10 protein-coding genes are annotated in these 16,413 nt (G+C 48.8%); 9 read left to right on the top strand and 1 reads right to left on the bottom strand.

Going from position 1 to position 16,413, the window contains the following annotated elements:
* Positions 1-4: 4 nt before the first annotated feature.
* From murC to HMPREF1536_RS06705, 9 genes are all read left to right on the top strand, one after another.
* On the top strand, positions 5-1,390 hold the full coding sequence (gene murC, locus HMPREF1536_RS06745; RefSeq protein ID WP_028727175.1) for a UDP-N-acetylmuramate--L-alanine ligase: 1,386 nt from the start codon (positions 5-7) through the stop codon (positions 1,388-1,390).
* The gene (locus tag HMPREF1536_RS06740; protein WP_028727174.1) at positions 1,387-2,115 is read left to right on the top strand and encodes a cell division protein FtsQ/DivIB; all 729 of its coding nucleotides are present in this window, start codon (positions 1,387-1,389) and stop codon (positions 2,113-2,115) included. Before murC ends, HMPREF1536_RS06740 begins: the two co-directional genes overlap by 4 nt.
* 5 nt (positions 2,116-2,120) lie before the next feature.
* A complete protein-coding gene (gene ftsA, locus HMPREF1536_RS06735) occupies positions 2,121-3,464 on the top strand; it encodes a cell division protein FtsA (RefSeq protein ID WP_028727173.1) in 1,344 nt (447 codons plus the stop codon).
* A gap of 29 nt (positions 3,465-3,493) precedes the next feature.
* Positions 3,494-4,858: a cell division protein FtsZ gene (gene ftsZ / locus HMPREF1536_RS06730; RefSeq protein ID WP_028727172.1), complete on the top strand. Its 1,365-nt coding sequence runs from the start codon at positions 3,494-3,496 to the stop codon at positions 4,856-4,858.
* A gap of 21 nt (positions 4,859-4,879) precedes the next feature.
* Complete coding sequence (locus HMPREF1536_RS06725) at positions 4,880-5,332, top strand: GatB/YqeY domain-containing protein (protein WP_028727171.1); 453 nt, start codon at positions 4,880-4,882, stop codon at positions 5,330-5,332.
* Between the two features lie 93 nt (positions 5,333-5,425).
* Positions 5,426-6,835, top strand: a complete 1,410-nt coding sequence (locus tag HMPREF1536_RS06720; RefSeq protein WP_028727170.1) for a carbon starvation CstA family protein — start codon at positions 5,426-5,428, stop codon at positions 6,833-6,835.
* Positions 6,836-7,390: 555 nt separating this feature from the next.
* Positions 7,391-10,681 carry a DUF6383 domain-containing protein gene (locus tag HMPREF1536_RS06715; protein ID WP_028727169.1) on the top strand — a complete coding sequence of 1,097 codons (3,291 nt, stop codon included), beginning with the start codon at positions 7,391-7,393 and terminating at the stop codon, positions 10,679-10,681.
* Positions 10,682-11,052: 371 nt separating this feature from the next.
* Positions 11,053-11,364, top strand: coding sequence for a hypothetical protein (locus HMPREF1536_RS06710; RefSeq protein ID WP_150115606.1), 312 nt, complete (start codon positions 11,053-11,055; stop codon positions 11,362-11,364).
* A 194-nt stretch (positions 11,365-11,558) separates the two neighbouring features.
* Positions 11,559-13,766 carry a DUF3987 domain-containing protein gene (locus tag HMPREF1536_RS06705; protein WP_028727167.1) on the top strand — a complete coding sequence of 736 codons (2,208 nt, stop codon included), beginning with the start codon at positions 11,559-11,561 and terminating at the stop codon, positions 13,764-13,766.
* A gap of 172 nt (positions 13,767-13,938) precedes the next feature.
* Here HMPREF1536_RS06705 and tamL read toward each other — a convergent pair whose 3' ends face one another.
* Complete coding sequence (tamL, locus tag HMPREF1536_RS06700) at positions 13,939-16,227, bottom strand: translocation and assembly module lipoprotein TamL (RefSeq protein ID WP_044191872.1); 2,289 nt, start codon at positions 16,225-16,227, stop codon at positions 13,939-13,941.
* Between the last annotated feature and the right edge of the window lie 186 nt (positions 16,228-16,413).

Raw genomic sequence — 16,413 nt, 5'->3', positions numbered from 1 at the left:
ATATATGAATATAAATACGATAACGGCCGTTTATTTTGTCGGAGCAGGTGGAATAGGGATGAGTGCCCTGATCCGTTATTTCCTGTCGAAGGGAAAGCAGGTGGGAGGATATGATAAAACCTCGTCCGACCTGACTGCGCAACTAAACCGTGAAGGAGCCGTTATTCATTACGAAGATAATATCTCCCTGATCCCGGATGCTTTTAAGAACCCGGCTCAGACTTTGGTTGTTTATACGCCGGCCGTTCCCGAGTCGCATACGGAGTTGACTTATTTCCGTCAGAACGGCTTCGAGATCATGAAACGTGCCCGTGTATTAGGCGAGATCACCAACTGTTCGCGCGGCCTTTGCATCGCCGGAACGCATGGTAAGACAACCACCTCTTCTATGCTTGCCCATCTGCTGAAACAATCGCATGTAGATTGCAATGCCTTTTTGGGTGGCATCCTGAAGAACTACGACAGCAACCTGATGCTGTCCGCTAAAAGTGACCTAACCGTGATCGAAGCGGATGAGTTCGACCGTTCTTTCCACTGGTTGACCCCCTATATGGCTGTTATCACCGCTGCCGATCCCGACCATCTGGATATCTATGGCACGGCCGAAGCCTATCGCGAAAGCTTCGAGCATTTCACTTCGCTGATCCGTCCCGATGGCTGCCTGATCATGCGGAAAGGCATTGACGTGACTCCCCGTCTACAGGAAGGAGTAAAACTATATACCTATTCGGCTTCCGAGGGAGGTGATTTCCATGCGGAGAATATCCGTATCGGAAACGGTGAGATCTGGTTCGATTTCGTCGGCCCGGATATCCGTATCGCCGACATCCAGCTGGGTGTCCCCGTGAAAGTAAATATAGAGAACGGGGTTGCCGCTATCGCCTTGGCATGGCTGAACGGTGTAACACCCGAGGAAATAAAGAAAGGCATGGCTTCTTTCGCAGGCCCGAAACGTCGTTTCGACTTTCACCTGAAAAAGGAGAATATCGCATTGATCGACGATTATGCACATCATCCTGCCGAGCTGAAAGCCAGTATACAATCTGTAAAAGAATTGTATGCCGGACGCAAGGTGACCGGTATTTTCCAGCCGCATCTTTATACCCGTACACGCGATTTTGCTGCCGACTTTGCCGCCAGCCTGTCGTTGTTGGACGAACTGATCCTGCTGGATATCTATCCCGCACGGGAAGAACCGATTCCGGGGGTAACTTCGGAAATCATATTCGATGCTGTGACCATTCCCGCCAAGAAGCTGATCCGTAAAGGTGAATTGCTCGACCTGGTGGAAAAGGAGGCAGATACGTTTGAAATCGTATTAATGGTTGGCGCCGGCGATATCGACCGGTTGATCGAACCAGTTAAACAAATATTGGATAAGAAACTGTGATTCGTATAGTATCCATAATAGTAGCTACACTGTTGTCTTGTTACATCGTGTTTGTCACCTTCTTCTTCCGGGATATGAGGCAGGATAAGGAATGCCATGAGCTCCAGGTCGTGGTAAAAGACAGTCTCGATAAACATTTCGTAAGCGAAAGCGACCTGGTGTCGATCCTTAGAAAGGCGGATCTTAACCCGATCAAAAAGCCTATGGACGAGATCAATACGGACAAGATAGAGAATGAACTGAAAAAGAACGAGATGATAGCCCGCATTGAAGCCTATAAAACGCCGTCGGGGATCGTCAAGCTCGAAGTAGAGCAGAAAATACCTATTTTGCGTGTGATCAGTTCCAGGGGAAACTTCTATGTGGATAACCTCGGCAGCACGATGCCGGTCAGTCATCGCTATGTAACAGACGTCCCTTTAGTAAGTGGATATGTCGAAAAAGAGCTGGCGGTAACCGACTTATACAAATTTGCATTATTTTTGCAGGAGAATGAGTTCTGGAATAATCAGATAGAGCAGATTTATGTTCATCCTGATAATGAAGTGGAACTGATTCCCCGGGTGGGCAACCACCGGATTGTACTGGGTTCCTTCAATGACTATGAAGAAAAGCTGGATAACCTGCGGCTCTTCTACGATAAGGTCATTCCGAAAACCGGATGGGAGAAATACAGTATAATTAATTTAAAATACAAAGATCAGATTGTTTGTACTAAAAGATAGATGATATGGCATACACAGACTTTATAGCAGCCATCGACCTTGGCTCTTCTCACATGGTCGGTATGGTAGGAACGAAAGGCCCGACAGGGGCACTCTCGATTATAGCCTACGAAGTTGAGAACTCCGCTACCTGTATACGAAGAGGATGTGTATATAATGTGGAAGAAACAGCGAATAAGATCAAACGGCTTATCCTGAAGCTCGAAAATAAACTGGGCGGTGCACGCATCGGAAAGGTTTATGTCGGCATCGGAGGTCAGTCGCTGCGTTCCATCGACCATACGGTTCCCCGCATTCTGGGTACCGACGGGGTAGTGACCGAAGAGATCATCGACGGCCTCTACGAAGAATGCCGCAACTATCATCCGGATATGTTGGATGTGCTGGCTGCGGTTTCCCCCACCTATTTTTTGGACGAAAAGCCCGAGCCTAATCCGGTAGGTATCCCCTGTACCCGGATTGAAGCCCGCTACAAGCTAATTGTAGGACGCCCTTCGCTGAAACGTTATGTGCTGAATAGCATCGGCGACCGTGCCCGGATAGAAATAGCCGATATCGTTGTCTCTCCCCTGGCTTTGGCTGATGTGGTGCTGACCGACAACGAGAAAGACCTGGGATGTGCCCTGATCGGTTTCGGTGCCGGGGTAACTACGCTGACGGTCTACAAAGGCGGCCAGCTGGTCAACCTCTCGGTCATTCCTTTCGGAGGAAACCTGATCACCCGCGATATCACTAGCCTGCATCTGGTAGAGACGGAAGCCGAACGGGTGAAGCTTACCTACGGTAGTGCGCAGATGGAGAAAGACAACGACCTGAGCATACAGGTCAGTTCAGCCGATGGCATGGGACTTCGCGAAATCAAACTGGCCGACCTCAATAACGTGGTCGAAGCCCGTATGAAAGAGATTCTTGAAAATGTATACGCCCGCCTGGAAGCAACCGGCCTGATGAACAGCCTGGGTGCAGGTATCGTAATAACAGGTGGAGGTGCCGCCCTGAAAAATCTTCCGGAAGTGATCCGCGAACGGTTGAATATGGACGTACGCTACTCTGCCGTTCGCAAAGGTATCGTAGAAAGCGGAGAGATGATAGCCAACAACCCCGAGTATGCCGTAGCAGTCGGTTTGCTGGCCAAAGGAACGGAAAACTGTGCCCTTTATATCCCGCCAAAAGTGGAGGTGAAGGTTGAGAAACCTGTGGAAGAAGTGAAGGAAGAAGTGAAGCCGACTCCTGAACCCCCGAAGAAGAAACCCGAAAAGAAGAAAGGCCCCGGATTGTTCGGCCGACTGACCAAGGGAATAGATACTTTTGGTAAGAGTCTTTTTGACGATGAAGATGATGTAAAGTAAACCAGCGAATGTAATAAAACCGGAAGACAATGGACGATACAATATTAAATTTCAATTATCCGACAGATACTCCTAAGATTATCAAAGTAATCGGTGTAGGAGGCGGTGGAGGTAACGCTGTTACCCACATGTACAAAGAAGGTATACATGATGTTACATTCGTTTTGTGTAACACCGACAACCAGGCGTTGAACCGTTCCGACGTACCCATAAAAGTACCGTTGGGACGTAACATCACCCAAGGATTGGGAGCCGGCAACAAACCCGAACGTGCCATGATGGCCGCCGAAGAGAGTATGGAAGATATCCGCAAGATGCTTAGCGACGGTACCAAGATGGTCTTTATCACTGCCGGAATGGGGGGTGGTACAGGTACGGGAGCTGCTCCGGTGATCGCCCGCTTTGCCAAGGACATGGGTATCCTGACTGTCGGTATCGTTACCATCCCGTTCGTTTTTGAAGGCGAACGCAAGATCATCCAGGCTTTGAACGGTGTGGAGGAGATCAGCAAGAATGTAGATGCGCTGCTGGTGATCAACAACGAGCGCCTGCGCGAGATCTATTCCGACCTGACCATGACGAACGCATTCGGAAAAGCCGATGATACGCTGACCATTGCCGCCAAGAGCATTGCCGAGATCATCACCCTTCCGGGTATAATCAACCTCGACTTCGCCGATGTCAACACGACGATGAAAGACGGTGGCGTTGCCCTGATGAGTAACGGTTTCGGTGAAGGTGAAGGACGTGTGCGCCAGGCTATTGAAGATGCGCTGAACTCTCCGTTGCTGAATAACAACGATGTGTTCAATGCCAAAAAGATATTATTCAACGTATCGTTCGGCGAAGAAGCCGAGCTGCGTATGGAAGAAATGAACGATGTGCACGATTTCATGTCACGCTTCGGACGCGATATAGAAGTGATCTGGGGTACGGCTATCGATAACACCCTCGGCTCGAAAGTGAAGATGACGATCCTCGCAACCGGTTTCGGTATGGAAGATATTCCTCAGATCGCCGAGAAACGCCAGATCGAACAGGGACGCATGACGGAAGAAGAGCTCCGTCTCGAAGAAGAGCGCCTGAACAAGGAACGTGCCGAAAAAGATTTGATCGACAAGTATTATGGGGCTTCCGGCCAACGTATGCGCCGTGTGGCGGCTCGTGCTAAAGCGGTCGTATTGAATCAGGACGAACTGGACGACGACGCCTTGATCGCCCTGATTGAGGACAACCCTACATACAACCGTGATCCGAAAGTAATCGCCCGCGCCCGTTCGAAGGTGGGTAGCGAAGAAATTCCGGTATCGTCGGCTACGGTCGGTACTTCCGCTCCCCGTCCTGAAGGAAAGAAGCCGGATACGGGTGGCAAGCAGGTGATAAGTTTCCGATAATTTTTAATAAGATATTAAGATATGGATTTGTTTGAAAAAGTCAGCGAAGACATTAAAAACGCGATGAAGGCAAAAGACAAAGTTGCCCTCGAGACATTGAGAAATGTAAAGAAATTCTTCCTCGAAGCCAAGACAGCTCCGGGAGCCAACGATACCCTGACCGATGCCGATGCATTGAAGATCATCCAGAAGCTAGTAAAACAAGGTAAAGACTCTGCCAGCATCTATACACAGCAAAATCGTGCAGATCTGGCTGAAGGGGAGTTGGCACAGGTGAAAGTACTTGAAACTTATCTTCCGAAGCAGATGACTGCCGAAGAGCTGGAAACCGAATTGAAAGCCATCATCGCCCAGGTGGGTGCTGCCGGCCCTCAGGATATGGGTAAGGTAATGGGTGCCGCATCCAAAGCCCTTGCCGGAAAAGCAGAAGGCCGCGCTATCTCAGAGGCGGTAAAACGACTGCTGAATAACTGATATTGACGGTGTCTGTAAGGGCGGTTCGTGAACCGCCCCTACCAACGACACTACATTCACTTCTGTCAATAATTGAACTAACTCTATACAACGATGATAACCTTTATCTGTTGCCTTGCAGCCCTTATTGCAGGCTATTTTATCTATGGTTCTTTTATAGAGCGCATCTTCGGGGTCGACTCTTCCCGCCAGACTCCGGCTTTTACCCGTCAGGACGGAGTTGATTATATTCCGATGTCTTCCTGGAAAGTCTTTATGATCCAATTCCTGAACATTGCCGGATTAGGCCCGATCTTCGGGGCTATCATGGGTGCGAAGTTCGGTGTGGCTTCTTTCCTGTGGATCGTGCTCGGTACGATCTTTGCCGGGGCTGTCCACGATTACCTGGCAGGAATGTTATCCCTGCGGCATCAGGGCGAGAGCTTGCCTGAAATTATCGGGCGTTACCTCGGGAATAACTTCAAACAATTCATGCGCGGCTTCACCGTTATCCTGATGGTTCTTGTGGGAGCGGTGTTTGTGGCCGGCCCCGCCGGTTTGCTGGCAAAACTGACTCCGGAGTATCTCGATGCCACTTTCTGGATATTTGTAGTCTTCATCTATTATATACTGGCTACTTTACTGCCTGTCGATAAGATTATCGGTAAGGTTTATCCGCTATTTGCCGCCGCGTTACTGTTTATGGCTGTCGGTATCCTTGTGATGCTGTTTGTCAACCATCCGCCCCTGCCGGAGCTGACAGACGGGTTGACCAATACACATCCTGAAAATCTGCCGATCTTCCCGATCATGTTCGTGAGCATTGCCTGTGGAGCCATATCCGGTTTCCATGCCACGCAAAGCCCGTTGATGGCCCGTTGTATCAAGAATGAGAAATACGGCCGCCCTGTCTTTTTCGGGGCGATGATCACGGAAGGTATCGTTGCGTTGATCTGGGCTGCCGCCGCTACCTATTTCTATCACAATAACGGTATGGGCGAAAGTAATGCCGCCGTGATTGTAGACAGTATCACTAAAGAATGGCTGGGTACGGTAGGCGGTGTACTGGCCGTTTTAGGAGTTATCGCCGCCCCGATCACTTCGGGAGATACGGCCTTCCGTTCCGCCCGCCTGATCATAGCCGACTTCTTACATAAAGAGCAAAAGAGCATGGTTAGCCGCCTGGTGATCTGTATACCCTTGTTCATCGTCGCAATCGGCATATTGCTTTATAGCCTGAAAGACAAAGACGGCTTCGATATGATCTGGCGTTATTTCGCCTGGACAAATCAGACATTGGCCGTGTTTACCCTCTGGGCTTTGACGGTATTCCTGGCTACTTCCAAAAAGCTGTATATCATTACCCTGATCCCCGCCCTGTTTATGACTGCCGTCTGCTCCACTTATATTTTTGTCGCTCCCGAAGGACTGAACATGGATGTTACGGTTTCGCAGATCATCGGTTGCGTTATTACGGCAATCACATTGATTGTATTTCTTTGGTGGAAGAAAAAGAATGCCTAGGATCCCCTTTCCTATAAAATAATAATGAGCTGTCGTTTCTAACGATGGCTCTTTTTTTGTGGGTGAAAATGCCCCGTTTCTCCCCCTAAAAGCAGGCAAAATACCCCCTTTTAACAACTCCCTGCAAAAACTTAAAATTAGAGTCATTGAAATACAGGCTGTTATGAAACGTGCGCAGGTACATATCTATATAAATAAGGGTAATCGAATGTAGGGCGTGATCTGTTGAATAATAAAGGATAGATGCTGAAAAATGTATGACTAAAAAAATCGTTCCTTTTTTCTAGTCGCGTTTCCAAGTACAAAGGTACGACTAGTTTTTTAACCTGCAATTCTTTTCAAATTTATTTTTTCAAATCTATATTCTTTCTTATCAGTAAGATACCAATCCCTGTATGAAATCCCCCTCTTTTTTGTACCAAACTTTATCCGGGCCCAGAAAATGACTAAAAAAAAGGAACGTTTAAACTAGTCATTCGCTATTTCGATGGTTTAAACGGAATAGACTAAAAGGCTTTTTAAGTAACACTATTATTAATATTAAATTAAAGATTTATGAACAAAAAGTTTTCTACGTTAGTGGCTGTCATCCTGGCAGCCGGTGCTTGGACAACGTTGGATGCAAAGGTGGATGTGACATCTGCTGCTGAACTTGCTGCCGGTACTGGTGGTGATTATGTGGTCGGTGTTGATGCTGATGATCCAACTACTTATGATGTTCTTTTGAACACAACAAATGGACAAGGTGAAGCCGATGTTGCAATTGAAGAAACAACAGGAAAATGGACTTTGACACAGTCTGGAGCTAATTTCAAATTGCAAGCTGGTGGTAAATGTTTTGTTGCTACTAATGCAGGTGGTTCAAATGACGCTACTTTAACTTTTGGGACTGCTGAAGGTGATAATGTCGAATTAGAATTTACTATTGAGAGCGATGGTAAATTGAAATTGGCTAATGTTGATGTTTTTACCGAAAATAGCGCTATCACAGGAGAACTTTATCTGAAACTTGCAGCTGGTGCAGTTCCTACTTTAGTAGCAGAAGGAGAAGCATCTTCTTTTGTTTTCGGTACTTGGTCTGCTGACGACGCAACCGATCCTGATACTGGTGACGACACCGCAACAGAAAACGAAAACTCTGTACCTTTCACAGTTGGTGCTCCTTTCTACTTAGGTTTGGGTGCTGATGGTTATATCTCAACTGAAGGTGCATCTGAGGCTGCTACAGATAACGCAGGTGTATTCACAGCCGTTAAGATTTCCGGTGACAAATATAGATTTGTATACGGAAGCGAAAATAAGAGCTTAGTATTAAATGGCGCTGCAGAATTCATCGTTGAGAAAATCGAAGGATCAAACGGCTTCTATCTGAAACAAGTTGTTGACGCTGTTACAACTGCCGATGCTGATGAAACTTATTTGCAGGAAGATTTACAAAGTTGGGGTGCTATTGCTAGTGCCGCTATCTTCAACCAGGTAGACGAACAGGAAGATATCATTTCTACTGACCTTGCAGCTATCGAAAAAGACGGTTTCACTGTAACTATCAAATATGGTAACAACAAAACAGATTTGACTGGTAATCCGTTTGTAGGACACTTGGTTGTAGAAGATATTGATGGAACTAGCTTCAAACTGAAATCAGGCGAAAACTATATCGTAGGTGTTGAGAACGGAATCGAAGGAACTGCTGCTTATAGCAATGCATATACATTCAAGACTGTTTCTGCAAAGGAACTGGCTGACAATGCCGATAAATATGTAGCTGCTTTCAAAGCAACAAAATCTAAGTTCGATGAAGTGATTGGAAATATCACATTGGTATTGGCTGCGGATGCTGACACTAAGATCGGTTACGTAACAGTTGGCGACTTAAATGTATTGGCAGCTCACGATGAAGCAAAAGACGTTACTTTCTCAATCGGTAGCACAACAGCTGTTAAGCCCGAAGAATTGTTGACTGACAAGTTCTTTACTGTAAAGAACGGTGACAAAGTTTTGGGTGTATTGTATGATGACACAAAAGCTGGAACATTATATGGTGAAGCAGCATTCGTAGCAAAGACAAACGGTGACCTGGAAGACCAGTGGGCGTTGACTTTGAGCGAAGATGGAACTAAGTATATCTTCACAAACCGTGAAACAAAAGAAATCACATACGAAATCGCTGTATCTCAGTTGTATCACGGAGAAAAAGAAGGTGAATATGTCTTTGGTGACGCTACTTACGCTATCACTCCGATCGAAGGAACAGAAGCAGAAGATGGTTACCTGCGTTTGGAAAACGTGAAGAACAAACGTTTCAACTTGGGTTACTGGTCAGATACATACAATGCTACTGCTTGGTTTACTGAAAACCATAAAGACGTGAAGGAAAACAATCACGTAATCGGTTTGGATCAGGCAAACGATCCGTTGGTATTGGCTGTAGTAGACTTCGTAGGTGCAAAAGATGCTGACAAGAGCATTCTGTCTGACTCTATCTATGTAGTAAGCGAATTAGGTTACTTCGATGCTAAGGGTGAATATAAGGAAAAACTGGATACATTGAAGGTTGTTTCTTACTCATTCATCAACCAGTTCAACGAACCGATGAAACTGGCTACTAAGGTTGTTGATAACAAAGATGCTTATGTATCTGCTGCTACTCCGAAATACAACTCTTTGGCTGAAGCTATCGAGGCTGTACGCGAAGGTGATGTAGCTCAGAAATTCACATTGAGAAAAGTAGGCGACAAGCTGAACCTGCGTCCGGTAGAATTCGCTGATGCTGCTGTCGGTGCATTATATCACACATTCTCTGTGAATGATGTAAATAAGATGTATTCAGGTGATACAAAGAACGGTATCCTGTATGATACAAAAATGTACGAACGTCCTGAAAACGACCGTTTCGTAATTGAAGAAACAGACAAACCGATGTATCGCACTATCGTTAACCCGTTGGATACAATCTCTATCTACCGTCAGGACAACTCTGCTGACGTAATGTATGAAAAGGGACAATTCCTGGGTATCGCTAATAATGTACAGTTCAACAAGATTGCTCCTGCAATGGTAGCTGACTTGGCTTATGTAGATAGCGAAGGACATCATCCGCAATATGCATTGTTGGTAAATCCGGGTGTTGTAGCCGGTGGCACTTACTGTCCGGAACATGGATATAACTCAGGTTGTCCTCACGCAGTACCGTTCGACGGTTATACAACAGGCCGTTACCTGGTGAACTTGAAAGATACAGCTATTGTATGGAATACAGACAACCACATGAAGGGTAATCCGTATGTAAACTCTGAAAACTACTACAAGTTAGGTTTCGTACAGGCTTCTCACATTGGCGATTCTTTGATCTTCAATGCAGTAGAACCGACAGCTGCCGATACAATCAAGATGAACACTGCCGACTACAACGTGGCTAAGTTCTCATTCCGCTATGTAGACAACAATGAAAAGTCATTCGTTATCGAAACAGCTGATTACGAAAAACTTGACGCTGCAAAAGAAGGTGAAATGAAGGCAACTTACGGTTACCTGAAATGGATGAACGACGTAGTAGTTGTTGTAGACGACATCAAGGATGCTGACGTATTCAACATGAACGAAGACGAAGATCGTAACCCGACAGCTAACGAAGGCGTAGAAGCTGCAACAGTATCTGTAGTAGCAACTAACGGTGCCGTAATCGTTAAGGGTGCAGCTGGAAAGAAAGTTGTTATCAGCAACGTTCTTGGTCAGACAATTGCTAACACAGTTGTTTCTTCCGACGAAGCTACAATCGCTGCTCCTGCAGGTGTAGTAGTAGTAGCCGTAGAAGGTGAAGCTGCTGTAAAAGCAATCGTAAAATAAGAAATAATTTATAATCAATAAATTTAAATTGACTGCGTGGTTGATACCCTATACTAAAATCAACCAAGTATCCCGTGAGGGCGAACAAGCGGTCGATATTAATACTAAAGTAATGAAATAAAGTTCTTCTGTTCGATCTCTGTGAAGAGCAAAAACAGACAAAAACAAGCCCTGGGGGATTCGTCCTCCAGGGCTTCGTTATTAGAGAGTTTTGAGCTATCTGATTAGTGAACATTCACCTCAGCCTATCATCACGCCAATTACTCCTTTTTCCCATAATTTAAAACATTCAATAACATGAAAAAAAACAACAATCCCCCGCATCCCTATCATTGGATGCGCTGTTTGCTGAGATAACTGGGCTGCGCACGATGCGTGAACGGGACGGGCACCTGTCCCGTAGTAATGAACATAAGTTGTCGGCCTATAAGGCCAGCTTGCGCGACCGTCTGGGAGCCAGCGTGATCTTTCCCGAAGACCGGATAACGGTATCGGCGAAAAATCATAAAGCCGTGACCTTTGCCGTAAAAGACATTGCCCTGCGGCTACGGGAATGCTCGGAGCGTAAACGCGATGGGCAACTCTATTACCTGATGTACGATATCTTTACCTTCGAAGCCAGCCCCGCAGCCGTGAAACGCTTCTATTATATGGGGTTGGAAGGCCGTGAAGTAGGAAAATAAGTATTCTTATCACCCTGCTTTTTCACATAAATTGACCGGTTATCGGGCGGATCCGTAACAGTTATACCTGTCCTGATGCCACCGGAGCATCTGCGGAAACACCCGGCCGGTCTTTTTATGTGCCTTGCCATGTCGGGAAGGTTGGCTAATTTTAGGATATACAAATCGGCTTGGTGCCTTAAATTAATTTAGTTATGAATACACATCCTCAAGTTTCCTTCTTCCGCAAGCTCTACTTGCCAGCTTCAGAACCCCGTACCCTCGAAGAAATCATTATCCTGATCCGTATCCGCCACTGGATGCATGAGATAACCGCGTACCGCAATGCCCTGGCTGCCGGAAACCTAGAAGGAGCCCGTAAGCTCAAAACACAACTGCCCGGCTTTACTCCCTCGGGGGTATTCCGTACCGGACACCGTGCCGACCAACTGGAAACTTACAGCCATGCCGTGGGGCTCGACTTCGACCATGTGTCCGACCCGCCGGCATTGGCCCGTCTTTTCCGTGAGCAGAAGTACACCCTGGGACTGTTTATCAGTCCCGGCGGGGAAGGCCTGAAAGTATTCGTACTCGTAGATACCGACCGCGAGCTGCATCTGAATGCTTTCACAGCCGTTGCCACCTGGTACGAACAACTGTCGGGGCTATCCTGCGACCGTGTTTGCAAAGACATCAGCCGTTGCTGCTATGTGAGCGACGATCCGGATGCCTGGTATAACCCCGATGCCGAAACCTTCGTTGTCTCTACCTTGTCTCCCGTACAGCTATTTGCACAGGAATGGTTGCACCGTCACCCGATGGCGGAGGGCAACCGTAACCAGACCGTCTACCGCCTGGGCTGCGAAGCGAACCGGAAAGGCTTTTCCCGCCAAGAAGTCGCTGCTTTTTGCATCCCCCTGTTGCACGCTCCCGGCTTTACATCCGAAGAGATCGATCAGGCGTTATCCTCTGCCTATGAGGGGAATAAGGGTGAACGTTCCGTCTCCCCCGCAACGTTTAGGACACAAAAGGACAAAAAGGACACGGGCACTTTTTCGGGCGAGGAGCTGCGCCGTAACACTCCTTTTCTTCCCGGGGATATCACCGACCACCTGCCGCCGTTGCTGGGCGATGCCCTTCGCTTCTATACCGACCGCCGCGAACGCGACATGGCTTTTCTGGCGGCTTGTACCGTGTTGAGTGCCTGCCTGCCCGGTGTATGGGGCGTGTACAACCGTAAACGGGTATATCCCCACCTCTATACCGTCGAGGTAGCCCCGGCAGCCAACGGGAAGGGCTGTATCAACGACATGCGCCATCTGGCCGACCGTTATGCCTCGCTGATCGAAATAGAGACGAAGCGTAAGGAAGATGAATACCTGCAGGCGCTCGAAGAGTGGGAGCTGAAGAAAGCGGAGTCGCGCCGCACGAAGAAGGCGGTGAGCATAGCCGATGCCCCGCGGGAGGAAAGAACCTGCTATTTCTATATCCCTACCCAGATCACCAAGGCGAAGCTACTGGTTCACCTGTCCGAGAACGGTGATATAGGCGGGCTGATGGCCGACAGCGAGATCGATACCCTGATCAGTGCGGGGAAGCAGGATTACGGCCTGTTCGACGACCTGCTGCGCAAGGCTTTCCACCATGAAATGGTGGCTTCGTCGCGTAAGACCGACCACGAAATGATACGCGTGGAACGTCCCCGCCTGGCTATTCTGCTGGCCGGTACGCCGGGGCAGTTTCTTCGCCTGGTACCCAATGTAGAGAACGGTCTGGCCAGCCGCCTGTTGCTGTACACCTGCCGGAGTGAGGCGGTATGGCAGGATGTGTCGTCGGCGGGGGAAGCGGAGCAGTTCGAGCTTTATCTGGGCGAACTGTCCGAACGGGTGTTGCAGGTCGCCATGTTATTGCGTAAACGCCGTTTACAGGTCAGGCTCACCCCGTTGCAATGGCAGGAGCTGAATATGCATTTCGAGCGGTTGCTGCGCGAAACCGACCTCTTTGGCAGTGAACATTTCCTGAGTGTGGTAAAACGTCACGGATTGATGGCGTACCGTCTGTGCATGCTTTTTACCGCCCTCGATGCGGCTTCGCTCGATTACGGGGTAGACGAGCGTTATTGCAGTGCCGCCCATTTCCGTGCCGCCCTGTCGATCGTCGATGTCTGCCTCGAACACAGCCGCCTGCTGATGACGCAACTGGAGGAGTCTTCTCCCGTTCCCGAGCTGACCTGTCCCGATTATTTCCGGAAGATATTCGAACAGCTACCGGAGCAGTTCACCCTTTCCGATCTCTATGCATTGACCCAGGCCGCGCAGATAAACGACCGTACCGTACGCCGCCACCTTTCCCGTCTGGAACCGCAGTACATCACCCGCCTGTCGGCAGGCGTTTATAGCAAAAAGACTCCGCCGGCCGCCTGAAAAAAGTGGCGGTGTCCTTTTTGTCCTTTTGTGTCCTTCTTGTTTGTTTGTCTCTGTTTTACAGTGTTTTACCCTTCAGGGTAGCGTGCAACAGGGTATAGGGAAGAGAGATACACCCTATAGGGTATCGGAGGATACCTTATAGGGTAAGGAAATGGCCGGGCATTCTCTTTTAGAACGGATATCCGATCGCCAGGTGCCAGCCCGGTGTGTAATTGGGGACATTGAAGTAACCGTTCTTGCCCGATTCGTAAGGGACATGCAAGGGGATACCCATATCCAGGCGGATCACGATAAAGGTGAGATCGTAGCGAAGTCCTACGCCGGCATCCAGTGCCAGGTCTTTCAGGAAACGACCCCATTTTAACTGGCCACCGGGACGTTGTGTGTCTTCGCGTATCAGCCAGACATTTCCGGTGTCGATAAAGGCGGCACCGTGAAGGTCGCCCAGGATCGGGAAACGATATTCGATATTGGCTTCAAACTTCAAATCACCGGTCTGATCCAGATAACTGTAAGTACTTTCCACCGGTTTGAAACGACCCGGCCCGATGGAACGGATGGTAAAGGCACGAAGGCTATTGGCTCCGCCGATATAGAACTGCTCGTTGTAAGGGGAAACACGGGCATTGCCGTAACTGTAAATGGCACCTGCCATCAGACGCCCCACCAGATGCTGGTTACGCCCGATCTTATAATTGTAACGAACCTCGGCAGTCCCTTTTACGAACTGGGCAAACTTGTTTCCGAACAACTGCTTGCCCTCTTCATTGAATTTCTTTCCGGCAATGGCATAACCAGCCGCCAGGAGATTACCGGCCTGGGTAACGGATAGCTGTAACCAGGTATGGTTCCGCTTGGTGGTAATAGGGGCATCGTCGTATGTGTAGGTGTACCCTATAGCCGGGACGAACTGGTTCTCGAGACTTAACTTCAAAGCTTTGTTCTCTTTGGTGATGCTGTCGAACTCATGTGTAGTCGACTGCAGCAGGTTATATGTCAGCTTGAAAGGGGTTACCGAGTGATGGCTGGTGGCAGTTGGCTGGAAGTCGTACGAAGCACTTCCCCCGAACGCCAGCATCTTGAAGAAGCGTGCCCGGTTGAGCTGGTCGACGTAAAGGCGGAAAGAGGTGCTCGACGGGTACTGTAAATCCCCCCGCATCAGGCTGGGGAAGATAACTTGCGGGAAAGTCAACGTCCCGCTCAATCCCATTTCCCAACTGTTAATGGCCGACTTGGAGCCGTCCACCCGCTTACCGGTCTGCCATTCGTACGATCCGCGCAGGCGTACCCCGAAAGTTTCTCCACCGCCAAACACGTTCCGCTTCGTTACACTGAAGATCGCACCGGGGCCTACCTGGTCGTTACTCTTGGAAGTCACGTTCACTTCCAGCTCGCCATCGAGGGGCAGGTCGTATACCGTGTTGATCTTCAAGTCCAACGTATCTTGCCGGCGTGTCGTATCACGGGGAGTATATTGCATTTCTGAATAGCGGAAAACCCCCAGGCGCGAATAGCTGGTCTGTGTCTGTTCCTGTTTCTTCTGCGAATAAAGCTCACCCGTACGGAATTTCAGACGGTTATATAAGACGGAAGGGCGCATACGGAGCTTCCCCTCGTAAAAGATCGTCAGGTCTTTGTATTTCACCGAGTCGGTGGGCGGTTCATTATTGTAACCGTTCAGCGTGACGGAGATATCACCGATCTTCCACGGACGCAGGGCAGCACGCGACAGACCCGGTTTGGTCGTGATACGCAGGGCTACCTTTCCGGGATTCATGATGGTATCGGCCTGGTAAGTGATGAACTCGGGACGGAAATAGTAGAAACCGTTGTTACGCAATAAAGAGGAGATACGCTGCCGCTCGGCTTCAAGGTTCGTGACGTTGAAGTTCTCGCCTTTATGCAGCAGGCGGTCGCCCACCGTGTTTTGTATCAGGGTGTCCATCTTATGACGCATCCGGACATAACGGATACTGTCGTACGTCCAGGCGTTGTTCATTTCTACCTGGTAGGATATCTTGGCTTTCTTCGGATTTTTCGGGTCAGGATCTACCTGGAAGCCCGTATTCCCGTTGAAGTAACCGTATTCTTTCAGCAGGTTCTGCGCCACTTTGACACGTACTTCCGGGTTGACGGTCGAGATAAACACCGGTTTGGCAGCCAGCTTCTCGAATATCCATTTCCCCAGTTTCCCTTTCTTGTTGACAAACGCATTGTATACCCACAGGCCGAAAGGGAGCGGCACACGGATAGACGAGCTCCCCAGCAGGGCATTATTGGGGGGATAATCCAGGGCGGCTTCCACTTCCGCCAGGGCATCTTCCCCCGCACTTGTTTTATCTTCGTGGGTGACTTCTATCTTCTTGATACCGGTATACAGTATTTCACCTTCGGGAAGGTTCTTGGTAGTGGAGCAGGAAGCCAGGAATAGCAAAAGGCATAACGAAACAATCGGCATGAAGGTCTTGCTGCACTTCAGAAGCCCCAGCGGGACAGCGCGGACGTTTTGCAGCTCTGCAAGAGCCTCAGCGGATCGGCGCGGACGTTTTGTAGCTCTGCAAGAGCCCCGGCGGATCGGCGCGGACGTTTTGCAGCACGTCAAAGGCTTCCGCGAACCGGCGCGGACACTTTGCAGTATGTTTTT

This window comes from Parabacteroides gordonii MS-1 = DSM 23371, from assembly GCF_000969825.1.
Classification (GTDB): Bacteria; Bacteroidota; Bacteroidia; order Bacteroidales; family Tannerellaceae; genus Parabacteroides; species Parabacteroides gordonii.
The sequence above is the reverse complement of the archived record's forward strand: the minus strand, read 5'-3'. Positions and strand labels throughout refer to the sequence as shown.